The sequence below is a fragment of the Deltaproteobacteria bacterium genome, from assembly GCA_016219225.1.
In the GTDB taxonomy this organism is placed as follows: domain Bacteria; phylum Desulfobacterota; class RBG-13-43-22; order RBG-13-43-22; family RBG-13-43-22; genus RBG-13-43-22.
In genome coordinates this window covers 1-15,439 of sequence record JACRBX010000012.1, presented here as the reverse complement: position 1 = coordinate 15,439, position 15,439 = coordinate 1, and the positions used below count along the sequence as shown (strand labels likewise).

The 15,439-nt window shown below is 46.6% G+C and carries 21 protein-coding genes; all 21 read right to left on the bottom strand.

What is annotated here, in order from left to right; genetic code table 11:
* Nucleotides 1-608: response regulator (locus tag HY879_00800; protein ID MBI5601873.1), on the bottom strand; the 608-nt coding region annotated here is incomplete at its 3' end.
* Nucleotides 598-1,170 (bottom strand): response regulator, encoded by a 573-nt coding sequence (locus HY879_00795; protein MBI5601872.1) that lies wholly within the window; start codon nt 1,168-1,170, stop codon nt 598-600. The genes HY879_00795 and HY879_00800, both read right to left, overlap by 11 nt.
* A 38-nt stretch (nt 1,171-1,208) precedes the next feature.
* Nucleotides 1,209-1,400: a hypothetical protein gene (locus HY879_00790; GenBank protein MBI5601871.1), complete on the bottom strand. Its 192-nt coding sequence runs from the start codon at nt 1,398-1,400 to the stop codon at nt 1,209-1,211.
* Between the two features lie 171 nt (nt 1,401-1,571).
* Complete coding sequence (flgL, locus tag HY879_00785; protein ID MBI5601870.1) at nt 1,572-2,669, bottom strand: flagellar hook-associated protein FlgL; 1,098 nt, start codon at nt 2,667-2,669, stop codon at nt 1,572-1,574.
* An 18-nt stretch (nt 2,670-2,687) separates the two neighbouring features.
* Nucleotides 2,688-4,310 carry a flagellar hook-associated protein FlgK gene (flgK, locus tag HY879_00780; protein ID MBI5601869.1) on the bottom strand — a complete coding sequence of 541 codons (1,623 nt, stop codon included), beginning with the start codon at nt 4,308-4,310 and terminating at the stop codon, nt 2,688-2,690.
* Nucleotides 4,311-4,793, bottom strand: coding sequence for a flagellar protein FlgN (locus HY879_00775; protein ID MBI5601868.1), 483 nt, complete (start codon nt 4,791-4,793; stop codon nt 4,311-4,313).
* On the bottom strand, nt 4,794-5,087 hold the full coding sequence (flgM, locus tag HY879_00770; protein MBI5601867.1) for a flagellar biosynthesis anti-sigma factor FlgM: 294 nt from the start codon (nt 5,085-5,087) through the stop codon (nt 4,794-4,796).
* Nucleotides 5,088-5,253: 166 nt separating this feature from the next.
* Nucleotides 5,254-6,114: a peptidoglycan DD-metalloendopeptidase family protein gene (locus tag HY879_00765; protein ID MBI5601866.1), complete on the bottom strand. Its 861-nt coding sequence runs from the start codon at nt 6,112-6,114 to the stop codon at nt 5,254-5,256.
* The gene (locus tag HY879_00760; protein ID MBI5601865.1) at nt 6,111-7,226 is read right to left on the bottom strand and encodes a flagellar basal body P-ring protein FlgI; all 1,116 of its coding nucleotides are present in this window, start codon (nt 7,224-7,226) and stop codon (nt 6,111-6,113) included. Before HY879_00760 ends, HY879_00765 begins: the two co-directional genes overlap by 4 nt.
* A 181-nt stretch (nt 7,227-7,407) precedes the next feature.
* A complete protein-coding gene (locus HY879_00755; protein ID MBI5601864.1) occupies nt 7,408-8,091 on the bottom strand; it encodes a flagellar basal body L-ring protein FlgH in 684 nt (227 codons plus the stop codon).
* An 84-nt stretch (nt 8,092-8,175) separates the two neighbouring features.
* Nucleotides 8,176-8,865, bottom strand: coding sequence for a flagellar basal body P-ring formation protein FlgA (flgA, locus tag HY879_00750; protein MBI5601863.1), 690 nt, complete (start codon nt 8,863-8,865; stop codon nt 8,176-8,178).
* Between the two features lie 13 nt (nt 8,866-8,878).
* Complete coding sequence (gene flgG, locus HY879_00745) at nt 8,879-9,670, bottom strand: flagellar basal-body rod protein FlgG (GenBank protein ID MBI5601862.1); 792 nt, start codon at nt 9,668-9,670, stop codon at nt 8,879-8,881.
* Nucleotides 9,671-9,685: 15 nt separating this feature from the next.
* Nucleotides 9,686-10,381 carry a flagellar hook basal-body protein gene (locus HY879_00740; GenBank protein ID MBI5601861.1) on the bottom strand — a complete coding sequence of 232 codons (696 nt, stop codon included), beginning with the start codon at nt 10,379-10,381 and terminating at the stop codon, nt 9,686-9,688.
* Nucleotides 10,382-10,555: 174 nt separating this feature from the next.
* Complete coding sequence (locus HY879_00735) at nt 10,556-10,921, bottom strand: hypothetical protein (GenBank protein MBI5601860.1); 366 nt, start codon at nt 10,919-10,921, stop codon at nt 10,556-10,558.
* Between the two features lie 2 nt (nt 10,922-10,923).
* Nucleotides 10,924-11,070 (bottom strand): hypothetical protein, encoded by a 147-nt coding sequence (locus tag HY879_00730; GenBank protein MBI5601859.1) that lies wholly within the window; start codon nt 11,068-11,070, stop codon nt 10,924-10,926.
* Nucleotides 11,071-11,105: 35 nt separating this feature from the next.
* Entirely contained in the window at nt 11,106-11,951 is an 846-nt protein-coding gene (locus HY879_00725) for a protein phosphatase CheZ (protein MBI5601858.1), read from the bottom strand.
* A 43-nt stretch (nt 11,952-11,994) separates the two neighbouring features.
* Nucleotides 11,995-12,387, bottom strand: a complete 393-nt coding sequence (gene cheY / locus HY879_00720; GenBank protein MBI5601857.1) for a chemotaxis response regulator CheY — start codon at nt 12,385-12,387, stop codon at nt 11,995-11,997.
* 38 nt (nt 12,388-12,425) lie between these two features.
* Entirely contained in the window at nt 12,426-13,157 is a 732-nt protein-coding gene (locus tag HY879_00715; protein MBI5601856.1) for a FliA/WhiG family RNA polymerase sigma factor, read from the bottom strand.
* On the bottom strand, nt 13,144-13,962 hold the full coding sequence (locus HY879_00710; protein ID MBI5601855.1) for a MinD/ParA family protein: 819 nt from the start codon (nt 13,960-13,962) through the stop codon (nt 13,144-13,146). The genes HY879_00715 and HY879_00710 overlap by 14 nt, the downstream gene beginning before the upstream one ends.
* Before the next feature lie 18 nt (nt 13,963-13,980).
* Nucleotides 13,981-15,117: a flagellar biosynthesis protein FlhF gene (gene flhF, locus HY879_00705; protein MBI5601854.1), complete on the bottom strand. Its 1,137-nt coding sequence runs from the start codon at nt 15,115-15,117 to the stop codon at nt 13,981-13,983.
* Nucleotides 15,107-15,439: FHIPEP family type III secretion protein (locus HY879_00700; protein MBI5601853.1), on the bottom strand; the 333-nt coding region annotated here is incomplete at its 5' end. The genes flhF and HY879_00700, both read right to left, overlap by 11 nt.

The window sequence follows — 15,439 nt, the reverse complement described above, 5'->3', positions numbered from 1 at the left end:
CTTTTTATTTTTACAAAACCGTCCTCAACAATACCAAAGGAGGCCTCCTGGACCATCAGCAGTTTAGAAGCCATTTCAACAATCGTTTGATAGATTTTATTGTTATCAAACATGGAATCCAGTTCGGCATTCATGGCCTGCAGAAGGTTTATCTTCTGTAACTTCTTAAACAATTCGGAATTAAGTCTTTCGACAGCCCCATGATAATCCCCATTCAAGCAGATCCGGTTCAGGAGTTCCCTTTCGCCTAAAATCCTTTCCACCGTGGAGGTAATGGTATTGATCTTAAAAGGCTTGGTAATAAAATCATTAGCCCCTTCCTTCATGACATTGATCGCTACGTCGATAGTCGACATCCCGGTTACCACCACCACCGGAAGGGCGGGATTAATCCTTTGAACCTCCTTTAATACTCCCAGGCCGTTTAATTCGGGCATAGTCAGGTCGGTAAAAACGATTTTATAATCATTTTCTTTGACCTTTTGAACCCCGACCATCCCGTTGGCCGCCACGTCGGTCCTGTAACCATCCATTGTGCAAAGGATATCCGACAACAATTGTCTGGTTATAGGATCGTCATCAATGACTAAAAATTTATTACCATTCACCGATAAGTCTTTCTTTTATCAATAAGGCTTCAGATTTATCCAGGATTTCCAGTTCTTCCAATTGTTCAATCCGGTCCACCCAATCTATTATCGCCCGGGAATGATTGGTCTCCCCGCCTTTAAAACACATTATATTTGACAAAATTTCCCGCAAAATCTTGACCAGGGCCTTTTCTTTGATCACTTGAAGGGTTCGTTCATAAGCATTATTAACCCGAATGATCATTTCTTCCATCTTAAAAGGTTTGGTCATGTAATCATAAGCCCCTTCACGAATGGCTTTCAGGGCGATGTCCAGGGTCCCGTAAGCGGTCAAGATAATCACTGCCCGATCGGGGTCCATTTTAACCGATTCTTTGAGGACCTCGATTCCATCAATGCCGGGCATCCTCAAGTCGGTAATAATCAAATTGATATCCTGGGTCTTCAAAATTTTCAGGGCATCCAGTCCATCTTTAGCTGCCTGAACCGCATACCCTTCACCGCTCAGGAGTGAAGTAATGACCTCCCGGACAATCTCATCATCATCAACAACCAATATCCTGATCCCGTTTTTTCCCATTTTAGCATACCGACTCGAGAATGTCTTTTAGAGGTTGACTATTTTTTTATTTTTTCCAAAACTTCATTTCGGGCCTGTTCCAAGACCAGTTTTTTTTTGGCTTCCGATGATATATTTAATAAATCCGGACTACTGCTTCTTCCCTGGTCCCCGGAAGCATTGTTCCGAAGTTTATTGACCCTGGCATAAAAACGAATAACCTCTTGAAAATGGATTGGAATAGTCGACATTGCGTTTCCCTCCCCTAAGGTGTATTAGACCTGTATCTTTTTATCGGTTGAAAAGAAAAAAAACTTTAGAAGTTTTTTCGCTGGAAGGGAACCTAATAAGTGAAAGAGGATATCCGGTCAAAGGATGGCCGGGATGATAAAAAGGGGCGAAAAGTCCTTATATCAATCGCTTTATCTTAGGAAATCAAACAAGGATTGAGAAAGGATCCTGGATGAGGCCGAGCGCAGGGCATTCAGATTGGTCATAATGGTCTGCAATTCTACAATGGTCTCATCCATACTCGCCTCTTCCGTTTCGGTCAGGTTATTTTTTTGATTAACCGTATCGACCTCCAGTCTTGTTTTCTGATCATTCAGATGGACTTGCCTGGTTCCCAGTTCGCTCCGTACAGCCAAAACCTGTTCGGCAGCCTTCTCCAGAGGGATGACCAAGGCTTCTATGCGATTCACGGATTTGGACTGGGTTAATGAGGTGGTCCCGTCTATATCCTCATATTGCCAGGAATGGTTTAAAATATTGGCCATATCCATAAAATTTGAAAAGCTGAAGGTGTCCTCATAAATGGGGTCGCCCGGATGATCGGGATGGGTAATCTGGACTTCGATGGTTGTGGCATTATGAGCAGGGTCGGCAACTGCCGTATAGGTAACTAAGCTTCCGTCCGCCAAGGTGGTGGTCTCCGGAGCCGGTAAGGTATAACTGAAGGCGGTCGTTTTGGACGAATCATCGCTGCTGCCGACAAAATTGATGGTCTGATCCATTTTTTTATCAATCGGTAGACTGAATTGACCGCTGTCTCCTTGATAAACATACTGGTTAGTGGCTGAATCGAAGACATAGGCCTTTTCATCGGAAAGAAATCCGGAATAGATGTGGCGATCTTCGAACTGGCTGTTTGAAAGATCCAGCAGGAGGTCCCTCAAATCAGCGGTTTGGAAGGCATAGGAGGATCGTTCGGTGTCCGTGGCGACCCCTCCCCCGAAGGAAGTCATTTTTTTTAAACCGGTCAGGGCAGTTGAGACCTGATCCAGCACCGTATCATTAAAATTTAAAAAGGTAATGGCCTCGGTGATGTTCCGCGCATATTGATCATTTTGGCTGATGGTAAGCTTATAATCCATGGCCTTCAGAGTTCCCAGAACGTCGTCAGAAGGTTTAGCGGTCTTTTTACCCGTTGCCAACTGATTCGTTATTTCAGCCAAATTGGTCAGATGGTTTCTTAACCCGCGAGCCAATTGATCATAGAGTTGGTCAGAAGCGATCCTCATCCGACACCGATCCCTTTTTTATAAATTAAGCAAAGTTTGGAATATTTCGTCGGCCGTTCTGATCAGACGGGCTGCGGCTTCATAGGCCCGTTGATAACGGATCAGGTTGGCCGCTTCTTCGTCCATATTAACCCCGGAGGCCGCATCCCGTCGGGTGGTAAGCCCGGTTAAAAAATTATCCTGAAAAGTCAACTCATCAGAGGCCATCCGACTCTGGGTTCCGATCTGTCCCACCAGGCCCTGATAGTAATTAGCAAAGGTTTCGGAGTCGAGGGCGGTCGACTGGCTGTTGGATAAATCGGCCAGGGCCAGGGCATTGGTATTATCCCCGGGAAGACTGGTGGCAGTTCCCGAGGCGGCAATTTGCCTGGGTGCGGTAAGGGCGGTCTGGAAATTTTTAATGGCAGTCGTTAAGGGGCTGACGGTAAAACGATCGAGATCGGTGACCGGCCCCATTATATCAAACTGGATCCCTTCCAGATTGATCGTCGTACCTCCGGCATTATAAACCCCTGAGGTTTTTAAGGCCCCCGTCCCCGAATCATAGACTTCGAAGTTCGCTCCGTTAAATTGTATTTCATATTCACCTAAAGTCAACTGGGAATAATCGGTAATGACGGCCGTCAGGTTTGCCCCGACGGAAAAATTACCGGTCGAAAGCTGGAGCGGATTAAAGAAATTGGCATTGGTTGAACCATCCAGGTCGAAGCCACTGGCGTGTTGCAGATTGACCGTATTGGTTACCGAGGCCACCAATGTTCTGAGATCATGTAAATAGGTCCCCTCGATTTCCTGGTGGGCGGTCAACAATCCGCCCATCTCCCCCTTGGTTATTCTGGAAGTAATATCCTGACCGTCCAATTGAAGGATAAAATCTCCTTCATCATTATAAACCGCTGAAAGGGGACTGGTGCTATTCCCGTCGACCAGGGTTTTCATTCCCATGGTCACCGTCAGGGAACCGTTACTTTTATCCTCCCAGTAAGACAGCTCAACCAGATTGCTCAAATCCTTCAAGGCCGTCTCTCGCTGATCCCTGAGGCTGCCCGCCGATTCCATAGACGATCCTGCTTCAATCTGGATGATCTGGTCATTTAAGCGGGCAATTTTGGAAGCCAGGGAATTTATCTGATCGGTTAAACCGGTAATCCCCTCTTGGATTTGTCTCAGGATGGCATTGATACCATTTTCCATTCTTTGGGCGGAAAGAACCAGGGCATCGGATTTTTGCAGAAGCAAATTTCTTTCCGTCAGGCCCGCTGGATTGGAAGCAACCCCCTGCCAGGCATTAAAAAAATCCTTCAAAGGGCCGGCCAAACCCAGGTCCTGGGTTTCATTAAAGATCTGTTCAACCTTCGCCAGGGTTTCACTCAGGGTGGTGGCTTGTCCGTAATCCTGTTGAGTACTATTGATCTGATTCTGAAGCAGCCTATCGTAGAGTCTCTTAACCCCGGCGACCGACACGCCGCCTCCCTGGAATTCTGCAGCCTGGGAGGCGGTAGTCGCAATTTCCAGGATCACTTCCTGCCGGCTATAACCGGGGGTACTGGCATTGGCAATATTGTTGCTGGTAATGCTGAGTTGGGTCTGACTGGCGAATAAGGCCGATTTCCCAATATTAAACAGACCGTTAATAGACATTTACATTTCCCTGGAAAGAAGCTGCCCCTTTTCACATAAAGGGGGCGAACCCGGATAAAAGGCTCCTAAAAACTGATTGTTCTTTTTTAAGAAGCCCAGGGTTCGGTCTATCATACTTTGATTAAACGTATTCAACTCTTTAATACTTTGGGATAAAGAGATCAGTTTGGATCGCATTTCTTGAAAAATGGCTTCCCCGCTAATTTCAGCCAGTTTTAAAAGACTTATATTCCGGGGATCGGTTTCTTTCTTCAGGATACCCAGAGTATTCCCACGAACCAGCCTGTCAAAAAGCCTTACCCGCTCTTCTTCCAAAAGCCTCAATTTCAGGACCAGGATGTCTTTTTCTTTAATAATGGCCTCAACGCCCTCCATCTGGAGGTCCAGGAGGCAGAGCTTCTCCCTTTGTAAAAGCTCCAACAATTGTCGGCATCCCTGAATCTGTTCCCCAAGGACCTTCTTGATTGCCCCGAATGATTCCATTTATATTTCTTCTAATATTTTTCCGGCCATTTTAAAGGAATCCATGGTATAGGTGCCATCCTGGATACTCTTTTTCAGCGCTTCAACTTTATCGGTCCTTATCTCCGGCATCTGCAGAATTACCTGTTTTAACTCCGCTAATTCCTTTGCTCTTCCGGAGAGACGGACTTGATCCGATTGACTGACCTTTTGGGAACTTTCATTGTTTCCTGCACCGGCTTCTTTATTACCCACCTTTTGAGATCTGAGTTGAATCTCCTGGTTTTCAGGTGGTCTAGTACCCTCAACTTTCATGACTTTCCTCCCATCGGAAAATGTTTAATCTTGTTTCTGTATCGACATTTTCCTGAAATTTCTTTAATAAAATCTGTGAAAGAGGTCATGATACATCCATAAAATGGACATAGATAGTAAAAAATGTCCCCACTCTTTATCCCTTGATGGATTTGTAAAATGTCTATCATCCGATTTTCCCTGTTTCTTTTTGGATCAAACCCAGGGGATTAATTTTTTTTCCGTTATATTGCACCTCAAAATGCAGATGAGCCCCTGTAGACTTCCCGGTATTGCCCACCAGGGCAATAACCTGTTCCTTATCGACCTCATCTCCCCAAAAAACCAGATTAGTCAGATTATGGCCGTATTTGCTTATGAATCCATCGCCATGATCTATCACTACGGTGTTCCCATATCCTTGTGTCAACCCGCTGAAAATTACCCGACCTTTTTTAATGGGAAATATTTCTTTACCAGACTGAGCGGCAATATCAATCCCGCTATGAAATTTTTCTTCCCCGGAAAAGGGGTCTTTTCTCCAGCCGAAACGGGAGCTTATCAGGCCGTCGACCGGGAGCCTCATCAAGGATTCCGGACCCAAATCCGGCAGTTGCTTTTCCGGGGATTTAAGGATCGGAGGAGCATCCAACAGCTTTTTTTCGTCAGTCATGGAAGATTTAATCGGGTCTTTTACCGGATCCTGTTGATTTTGAGGATCTTTCCCAACCAGACCGTCCAGTTGTTTCAGGAGCATTTCTCCCAGACCGAGACCTCGATCGGCGGTCAGCCGGGCTACTTCCATGTCAAAGAGACTGTTATAAATATCGTTTCCCAGCCCTTTACCTAAAAAACCTCCCTGGGTCGTCTGTCTCATTTCTTTAAGGAGTTCATAGATAAAAAGGGCTTCCAGTTCCTTGGCTGCCTCCTTTAAGCGGGTCTTTGAGGATTCAGGGTTTGAGATTGCCCCCTGATTCTCCAGTCTCCCGGTCGATCGTCCGCCTAAAGCACTCAGGTTGACTTGATAATTTGCCGTCTCTCCAATCATATAATCTCCAGTTCGACTTTAAGAGCGCCAGCACTTTTCAGGGCCTGTAGGATGGCAATGAGGTCTCTGGGCGTCACGCCCAAAGAATTAAGGGCCCTGACCACTTCCCCAAGGGTTATTCCGGCCACTTCTACCAGAGCGGCCTTCTGTTCCTTCACGTCCACTTTGGTTTGTGGGACGACTACGGTCTCTGCCTTGGGAGGGGCAAAAGGCGGGGGTTGAGAAATTTTATAGTCGGTCGTAACCTCTATCGTCAGACTGCCATGCGAGATGGCCACGGGAGATATCCGGACCCTTTCCCCCATGACTACCGTTCCGGTCCTCTCATTAATGACTATCTTAGCCGGTACATCTAAAGCGACTTCCAAGGCTTCGATCTGGGAGATAAAACCCATGGTCCCACCCAGGAAATCCCCCGGGGCCCGGAGCTTGATGAGAGAGGGATCCACCGCTTCGGCATATTCGCCCCCCAATTTTTGGTTAATGGTTTGGGAAATTTGAAAAGCTGTTGTGAAATCGGGATTGTGAAGGAGCAAATGAATTTCATTGCCCTTCAATAAAGGGATATCCAACCCCCGTTCGATAATAGCCCCATTGGGAACCCGGCCGGTGGTCGGGTGATTTTTTTGGACGGCTGATCCCCCGGCCCCGGCCGAAAACCCTCCCAAGGAGACCGGTCCCTGGGCCAGGCCATAAACCTTTTGATCCGGCCCCTTTAGCGGGGCCAGGAGCAGGGTTCCCCCCTGAAGGCTCTTTGAATCGCCCAAGGCCGATACCACGGCATCGATCTTGATTCCAGGTTTGGGAAAAGGAGGCAAGGTGGCGGTTATGATCACGGCTGCGGTATCCTTAGCCTGAATATCCTTCGGATTGACCGTCAAACCCATCCTGGCCAGCATATTGGCGATACTTTGCATAGTGGCCAAGCCTTTGTCTCCCGTACCGTTTAAGCCTACCACCAGGCCATACCCAAGCAATTGGTTCTCCCGGGCCCCTTCCAGACTGGCTATGTCTTTAATCCGTTCGGCCTGAACAGGAGTAGACACCAGTGAACCTGTAAAAAGCAAAATCCCCAAAACCGCCAATAAAAAATAACCCTCAATTGCTTTCAAGTTGACCCTCGCTGGAATTCTGTATTAACCCTCATACCCTTGGGCATCACGTACCATGAAAATAGGTTCAAGAGACAGTGTTCAAGGTTAAAGGATCTAAGAAAAAACTGTATACCGTGTACCTTGTACCTTTCACTGTGGTTTTACCGACCCCTGCCCCCCGACCCCTGATCCCTGAATGTTAAAATGGCCAGGCGTAATCCAATAGTCTGACCAGCCATCCTTGGCCTTGTTTGTCATTGATTACGCCGTCACCGGTATAAATTACCTCGGCGTTGGCCACATAACTGCTTAATATGGTGTTGTCGAAGGCAATATCCTCCGGCCGGACGACCCCCCTCAATAAAAGGAGCTGTTTTTCCCGGTTTACGGTAATATCTTTACGGGATTCAATAAGAAAATTCCCGTTCGGCAGGACTTCCACCACCCGGGCGGTAATCGTGGCGACCAGGCTGCCTTGACGGGTGGTATTACCTGTACCGGTGAAATCGTTTTTACCGCTGGCCTGGACCTTCGGTGCCAGGGTTCCCGACAGGCCCCCGCCGAAAAGGTTTTTTAGATCGTAAGTCAAGGAGCCACCGAACAGATTCGTAATACTGGCATCCATAGAGGAATCCCGGCTGGTGGCTGTGTCGGCCTTCTTGGTTGCCGAGGAACTTTCTACGATATTAATGGTTACCAGATCATTCAATCCCCGGGCCTTCCGATCCTCAAAAAGCCCGGCCGAATCGCGCCATAAGGAGCCGGTGCTTCGGATTTCCTTTTTGGTCTCTTTATAGACGTAATTGGGGGGCATCTCTTTGGAAAACTGGGGGGCGGTTGGTGCGCAGGCCCCGATTATCCCGATGATCCCTATCGGAATCATAAACCCTCTCATAACACGCATGATCGACATCGACTGGTTACTCCCGATAATTTTAATAAATTCTCCGCTTTGGTTAGTTGTCGATTAAAAAATGACCTTGACATTTTTCCCGTCTATCGGAATCCCGCGTATATCCTGTTTCGAAGAAAGATTAATCACTCTTATTTGCCGGCCGGGAAAACCGTCTTCCCGTGCTTCTCCCGGGCTGGTAATTCTTAAACCAGGCGCCGATGCGATCAGGGTGATGCGCTGCCCTTTTTTGATCACCGGAACGTCGCCTAAGGCACTTTCTATGAGCGGCCTGTTCGTGCCGATGGATCGTTTGATGGTCTTTCCCCAAGCCCCTTCCAACCGGGTTAGAACGTCCTTAGGCATCCGGTTGACATCGAGCAAGGCCAGATAGACATCGTCTTTTTCAATGATTTGACCGTTATTTAACGGCCTTCTGGAGGTCACGACCCAATCCAGGGCCATGATCTTAGCCTGAACCAGGAGCTTCTCCCCCGACTTGAATTCGAATGAAAAAATCGCCCGGCCCAAAGGACCGCTGATCAATCTGAGGCTTTTCGGCGGATCCTTGGGAAGCGGTTCTTCGACGTGGAGGTCCAGGATCTCGATTTCCGCCCAGGGATAATGGGTTGTTAAATAGGTTTTTACCAGGCCCCTGGGTTCCCAGGAAGCCGATGTGGCCGGCAGGACCAACACAAAAAAAAGTAAAAACAGCAGCCAGCCGGACCAACAGGGGAGAATATAAATTTTTTTCCATTGTTTCATGATCGTACCATTCCTATCGCTTCAGATTATTGGCGATCTGGAGCATTTCATCAGAGGCCTGGACGGCCTTGGAATTGATCTCATAGGCCCTTTGGCTGACGATCATATTGACCATTTCTTCGACGATATTCACATTACTCATCTCCACATACCCCTGACTTATGGTGCCCATCCCTTCCGTCCCCCCGGGAGTCCCGGTCACCGGATCTCCGGACGAGCCGGTAGGCACAAAAAGGCTTTTGCCGATAGCCTTGAGTCCGGCCGGATTAATAAAACGGGCCAATTCAATCTGACCGATTTGGGTCGGTGTTTTGCTGCCGCTTTGGGTGATGCTGATCTTTCCGTCGGAACCTATGGTAATGGTTTGGGTGTTGGCCGGAATGGTGATGGCCGGATCCAGGGCATAGCCATCGGAATTGACAATCCGCCCCCCGCTATCCAGCTTGAAGGCCCCGTTTCGGGTGTAGGCGACCTCTCCGTCCGGTTTGGTGATTTGAAAGAAACCCTCTCCTTCAATAACCATATCCAGATTGTTTCCGGTCTGAACAAAATTCCCTTGTAAAAAAATTTTTTGAACCGCCACCGGTTTGACCCCCAACCCCAGTTGGATCCCTGATGGCACTTCGGCCCCCTCGGCCGATAAGGTCCCGGGTGTCTTCAGGTCCTGATACATCAATTCCTGGAAATCGGCCCGACTCCTCTTATAACCGACCGTGTTGACATTGGCCAGATTATTGGAAATGACATCGATATTCAGTTGTTGGGCTTCCATACCGGTAGATGCGATAAATAAGGAGCGTATCATTTTTTTCTTTCCCCTTTAGGTCCGAGCAATCTCGGTCATTTTTGAAGTGGCTTCGTCAAAACTCTGGATGACCTTCTGATATGCCTGAAATTCTCTCAAGGTCATAATAATCTGGGTCATTTCTTTGATAATGTCTACATTCGAACCCTCAAGATGACCTTGTTTAACAAGGGCTTTGGCCTGGCCGGAAGGCTGATTGGATTGAAACAGGTCCTCTCCTAAGCGGATTAAAGATTTTTTGTCTGGGAAATCTACCACCTTAATCTTATCGATCTGCGCTTGGTTGACCGTCACTTCTCCGTTTTTTACAATCTCCAATTTTCCGTCGGGTATCAGAATGGGACCTTTTTGACCCAAGACCCGAATACCCGTCTGGGTCGAAAGATAGCCTTCCGGATTTCTTTTCAAGTCCCCTCTCCGGGTATATTGGTTTTTTTCGAGGGCGATGAAACCATTTCCTTCCAAGGCAATATCTAATGGATTTCCGGTCTGGTTTAATCCGCCTCCGGAAAAATCGGTTGCGACCGCCGCCAGGGCGCTCATGATTTTCCCGTCCTGTTCACTTTCCGGATTGCTGATATAGTCCTTAAAAGCAACCCGTACTTTTTTGTAAGCCAAAGAATTGCTGTTGGCCAGGTTTTGAGAAATAACCTCCAACTGGTTTTCTTTTAAGATCGCTCCGGAAAGGGCTATAAATATTCCTTTATGCATATTTTCCTTTCATGCAACATCAATACCAAACCTAAAAACCCCCCATCAGTAATCCCATGAACCACTAAACCCCGCCCTCTTAAAGGCATAAATATAAAAAAATGATCCACGATTTAGAAACGCCAATAAAATAAATGGAAAAATTTTCCTATAGGGGGAAACTTTTATCCCGGATTATTGGACTAGGTTTAAAATCAATTCCACTTCACCGGACGGCAGATCCAAAATACGGGCAATCTGCTCGGCGTTGAATCCCTTGTCGGCCAGGGTCTGAACGTCATTCTGATGACCCTGTTCCGCCTTATCTGAAGTCACTCCAATGAAAGGCTTGGTTTTTAATTTGGTGATCATCCCATCCAGGATGGCAATTTTCTGATCAGCCCGGGTTTCCATGATTTTAAGGGCTTTTATTTTATTATCGATTCTAAGAACCATCTTTTCGATAATGTCGTTGATTTCGGACATTTCCAAGGTTATATCTCGTTGGGCTTTTATAGGGTTGGCCTTTAATTTTTCGAAGAGTATATTCAACTTTTTCATATTCACACCTTGATATCGATTTTATGCTTGCTCTTTTCTTCTTTTTCCTGGGATTTGGGTTTTTTTTTCCTGTTGGAAAAAAACTGGCCGGTTTTTTCCCTTTTGACCCTAAAATTGGAATCGATTTTTTTTAAAAATTCTATGTCCATTTTACACCCCGATCAAACCGGCCTGATGAGCAGGCTCAAAAACCAAACCCTTTTAAAATATCATCTACTTCCGATTGATCAGAAACCACATTTTCATTTTTCTTGATTTGAGGGCCCTGACAGGCCTCCTGATTAGGGGGGGATTCCAATTTAACCCCGAATATCTTTAAGATCTTAACCAACTGCTTTTCCATATCGCCTATGAGTTGGATTACCCTCTTAATAATCTGCCCGGTAAGGTCCTGAAAATCCTGGGCGATCATTATTTCCATCAAATCCTTCGGCAGTTCCTGATTCAAGGCTTTAAGAAAATCCAAGGCTTTCAGCCCGGCTTCCTCATCAAGCCCCTTCTCCTTAAAAATCCCCTCCAGTTCCCCGATCATCCGGGTGGCCTTTTCCTGATTCCCTAAATGTTTTTCCACCAGGGTAATCGTGTGACTGGCCGCTTCTTCGGTTTTATCGATCACCCATTGGAGTTTATCGGTGGCTTCCGGGAGTTCATTGACGGGTAAATTTTTTAAACGAGGGCTGATATTTTCTTGAAACTCCCGGATGGAATCATGCAGTTTGCGAGTGATCTTCCCGACTTCCACAAAAAGATCTTTCCCGCCCAGACCGGCAAACTTGGTGGCATATTTTTCGGCTGTTTGGACATTGCCCATGATAATCGCTTCCAATAACATCTGCACATCTTCGATGATTCCCATGACCCCCTTGATCTTATTGCCTTCTTCGAAGGCCTTATTAAAGACCAGGGCGATCGCTTTTTCTAATTCCAAAAGGTTCGCATCCTTGCCGTAAAACTTCAGAGAAGGCCCTCCCTCTCCTTCCCGGTTGTGGCCGTCGGCGATCCGATTATCCCTTTGCGCATGAATCGACATAGTGGTTATCCTTTCAACAGATAATTTTCCTCAAGATCCCAGATCAGGAGTTGATCCCCAGTTTTTCAAATATCTTATCCATCTTCTCTTTCAATATTTCAGCGGTAAAGGGTTTGATGATATAGTTGTTAACCCCGGCTTTTATGGCCTCAATCACCTTTTCCTTCTCGGCTTCGGCCGTGACCATCAGAAAGGGAAGATCCTTTAATTCCGGGTCGCTGCGTACGTTTTTCAACAACTCAATACCGGTCATATTGGGCATGTTCCAATCAGAAACCACAAATTGAAACCGATCTCCTTTCAGTTTTGAAAAGGCATGCTGCCCGTCCTCGGCCTCTTCGATGTTTTCAAAGCCGATTTGTTTTAATAAATTTTTAACGATCCGCCTCATGGTCGAGAAGTCGTCAACGACCAATATTTTCATTTTTCGGTCCATGGGTTCGATATGCCTCCCTTGTTGCGTTTTTTATAAATCTAATCCAACTCTTTGTTAATTTTGGTTTTTAACCGGATAAGGGCCTGATTGTGTAATTGACATACCCTGGATTCGGTCAGGCCCAAGACCGCTCCTACTTCTTTCATGGTCAATTCTTCCCAGTAATATAAAGAAAGCACCACTTTTTCCTTTTTAGGCAAGGCATCGATCAAACGAGCCACGACTTTCTTTTGATCCAGCTCCATTAAGATATTTAACGGATTTTTTTCATTGGGGTCTTCGATATTGTCCATCAAATTGACAGGGTGTCCTTCCGAAAAGGCCTCGTAATCCTCAAATTTGAAGGTGACCCCCCCTTTGGCCTCTTCGAGGGTTTGATAATATTCGTCTAAAGATATATTTAAGGCTCCGGCCACCTCCTCATCCTCGGGCAGCCTTTTCAATTCTTTCTCTAATCGGTCGTGCACCTCCCGGAGGGCGTTAATTTTTTTCTTCCTGGACCGGGGAATCCATTCCACCGCCCGCAATTCATCCAGCATAGCGCCTTTGATCCGATACTGAGCGTAAGTTTTTAATTTTACTTTCCCTTGTTCAAATCGCTCCAGGGCGTCAAACAGACCATTCAAGCCGACACTGATCAGATCGTCAACCGAAATCTGCGGAGGCAATCGCCAGGACAACCGATAGGCCGTGTAGCGCACAACCGGCAAAAAATCTTTAATGATTTTTTCTTTTTCCTGAGAGGACATTTTAACGTTATAGCCGTACATCTCTTGCATCCCCAATCAGATTACCAATAAATAATTGCAAACTCCCTTTAAGGCCGTTTTTTGAATCTTCCTGAATTTTTCCGGCAATGGACAGGATGTTTTTTGAAGCGTTGGAATCCGGATAAGCTTCCAGGAAAGATCTTTGAGCCCGGACCGCTTTTTGGATGGAATCATCCCTGGGGAGAAATCCCAGATAATCCAGGGAAACCTGTAAAAATCTCTCGGCCGCTTCGGAAAGTCGCCTGAAAACGGTCAATGCCTCGGAAGCACTGGCAGCAGAATTGACCAAAACCTGGAATCGTTTTTCCTGATATTTGGTGAACAGCACTTTGATCAGGGCATAGCCGTCCGTCAGGGCTGTGGGCTCCGGAGAGATCACTACGATGATATTCTGGGCGGCAATACAAAAAAAGGCGACATTAGAAGAAATACCGGCGCCGGTATCAATAATCAGTGTATCAATTTCTCCCTGATAGTCCTCGAAGGCTTCTAAAACCTTAAGCCGTTGGAATTCATCCAGATGGGTTATTTCTTGTATGCCGGAACTGGCCGGTAAAATTTTTATCCCCTGGGGCCCTTCGACAATGACGTCTTTTAACTGTTTTTGTCCGTTTAGAACATGCTGAATATTGTATTTGGTTACCAAACCAAGCAATACATCCACATTGCTTAAACCCAGGTCGGCATCAAAGACCAACACTTCTTCTCCGAGTTGTCTCAGGGCGATGGCCAGGCTGGTGGCCACATTGGTTTTCCCAACCCCTCCTTTTCCACTGGTAATGGCGATGGTCCGAATAGGTTTCATTCCGCTTTCCTTGTATCCTTAATGGGTTGGATGGTTTTCGTTAAAATGGTCGGCCTTGGGCCGATTTAAGATTAAATCCACCAATTGATCATTATTATAAAAGGCGATATCATTGGGTACTTTTTGCCCTGTTGTCAAATAGGCAATGGGTTTTTTGGCCTGGATGGAGAAATTATAAATGGGTCCGAAGCCGACGGCCTCATCCATTTTGGTAAAGGCCACACAGTGGACAGGAAATTTCTGGTAACTTAAAAAGGATTCGGACATAAAATCCTCACTGCTGCTGCCGCTGATCAAAAGATGGGTTTCCAGGGGCAGCCCCATTTCATAGATCCCTTTCAATTCATCCGCATAGGAATGGTCTTTAGGGTTTCGGCCGGTGGTGTCAATCAAAACAAGGTCCCGGTCATTCAATTTATGGATCCCCCTACGAACCTCTTCCGGAGAAGAGGCGACGATTAAAGGAACCCCCAGGATTCTGGAGTAGATCCGAATCTGTTCAATAGCCCCGATGCGAAAGGTATCCAGACTGATGAACCCGACCTTTTTGTTCCGTTTAATAGCCTGACCGCATAACTTGGCCGCCGTAGTCGTCTTCCCCACTCCGGTAGAACCTATTAAAACAATCGCCTTCTGGTCGGACCAATCCCAGCTCATCTGGAGTTCATTGAGGATCAATCCGGGCAGGTCATCCAGACCATCCGCCTTTTCCGTCAATTGCAGGGCCAGATCTTCCCGGATATACCGGTTCCGGAGATAATGATAGATCTTTTTTTTGGCTTCCGGCAAAGAAACCTCATACCCTTTTCCTTTCAATTCCTCCAGGCATTGCCGCAATTTTGCAATTTCTTTCAAAACGGGTTCATTGTCGGGATCGGGATTGGAGGTTCTGGAACCGGAATGATAAGAAGAGAGGGAAACCTTGTCGGGTTCGAATTCCGGGCTCTCTTCCCTTTTCCAATCCAGTTTATTCCTGGATGGGTTTAAGGTTTCTTCGGGTTCTGAATCGTATTCAATAGCGGCCACTACTTCCACCTTCGGTTTTAACCCGTTGATTTCTTCCGAAGATAAAATAACCGCCTCATCCCCCAATTCTTTCTTTACCCGATCCAGGGCCTCTCGAAAACTTGCTGCCTGAAATTTTTTAATCTTCATATCGTACCATCCCTAAGGTATATAATTTTGCCGCCGGAGAGATCTCCGCATTGGACAATACGGCTATCGACGGTAAAAACTTGTCGGCGAATCTTCTCAAAAACCGTCTTACGTGGGCCGAACACACCAGAACCGGTTGCGCCTCATATTTGCCCCCTTTCCCCAATATTTTTTCTACGGCCCTCAATAACTTGCCGATGAGGTCCGGACTGATACTGCCTCCATTTTCAATGCTTTCAGAAATCGGTCTTTCAAACCTTGGGTCCAGGACCAATATGGGGATACTGCCATCCTGGCCTTCATATTGTTTAGTCAGGTACCT

What these genes read in the sequence shown, in the direction of transcription:
- HY879_00715 (MBI5601856.1), bottom strand. Translation starts at nt 13,157, where the DNA reads ATGTACGGCTATAACGTTAAAATGTCCTCTCAGGAAAAAGAAAAAATC.
- HY879_00740 (MBI5601861.1), bottom strand. Translation starts at nt 10,381, where the DNA reads ATGCATAAAGGAATATTTATAGCCCTTTCCGGAGCGATCTTAAAAGAA.
- HY879_00730 (MBI5601859.1), bottom strand. Translation starts at nt 11,070, where the DNA reads ATGGACATAGAATTTTTAAAAAAAATCGATTCCAATTTTAGGGTCAAA.
- flgL (MBI5601870.1), bottom strand. Translation starts at nt 2,669, where the DNA reads ATGAGGATCGCTTCTGACCAACTCTATGATCAATTGGCTCGCGGGTTA.
- HY879_00795 (MBI5601872.1), bottom strand. Translation starts at nt 1,170, where the DNA reads ATGGGAAAAAACGGGATCAGGATATTGGTTGTTGATGATGATGAGATT.
- HY879_00790 (MBI5601871.1), bottom strand. Translation starts at nt 1,400, where the DNA reads ATGTCGACTATTCCAATCCATTTTCAAGAGGTTATTCGTTTTTATGCC.
- cheY (MBI5601857.1), bottom strand. Translation starts at nt 12,387, where the DNA reads ATGGACCGAAAAATGAAAATATTGGTCGTTGACGACTTCTCGACCATG.
- flgM (MBI5601867.1), bottom strand. Translation starts at nt 5,087, where the DNA reads ATGAAAGTTGAGGGTACTAGACCACCTGAAAACCAGGAGATTCAACTC.
- HY879_00735 (MBI5601860.1), bottom strand. Translation starts at nt 10,921, where the DNA reads ATGAAAAAGTTGAATATACTCTTCGAAAAATTAAAGGCCAACCCTATA.
- HY879_00775 (MBI5601868.1), bottom strand. Translation starts at nt 4,793, where the DNA reads ATGGAATCATTCGGGGCAATCAAGAAGGTCCTTGGGGAACAGATTCAG.
- flgK (MBI5601869.1), bottom strand. Translation starts at nt 4,310, where the DNA reads ATGTCTATTAACGGTCTGTTTAATATTGGGAAATCGGCCTTATTCGCC.
- HY879_00765 (MBI5601866.1), bottom strand. Translation starts at nt 6,114, where the DNA reads ATGATTGGAGAGACGGCAAATTATCAAGTCAACCTGAGTGCTTTAGGC.
- flhF (MBI5601854.1), bottom strand. Translation starts at nt 15,117, where the DNA reads ATGAAGATTAAAAAATTTCAGGCAGCAAGTTTTCGAGAGGCCCTGGAT.
- HY879_00710 (MBI5601855.1), bottom strand. Translation starts at nt 13,962, where the DNA reads ATGAAACCTATTCGGACCATCGCCATTACCAGTGGAAAAGGAGGGGTT.
- HY879_00755 (MBI5601864.1), bottom strand. Translation starts at nt 8,091, where the DNA reads ATGATTCCGATAGGGATCATCGGGATAATCGGGGCCTGCGCACCAACC.
- flgA (MBI5601863.1), bottom strand. Translation starts at nt 8,865, where the DNA reads ATGAAACAATGGAAAAAAATTTATATTCTCCCCTGTTGGTCCGGCTGG.
- flgG (MBI5601862.1), bottom strand. Translation starts at nt 9,670, where the DNA reads ATGATACGCTCCTTATTTATCGCATCTACCGGTATGGAAGCCCAACAA.
- HY879_00725 (MBI5601858.1), bottom strand. Translation starts at nt 11,951, where the DNA reads ATGTCGATTCATGCGCAAAGGGATAATCGGATCGCCGACGGCCACAAC.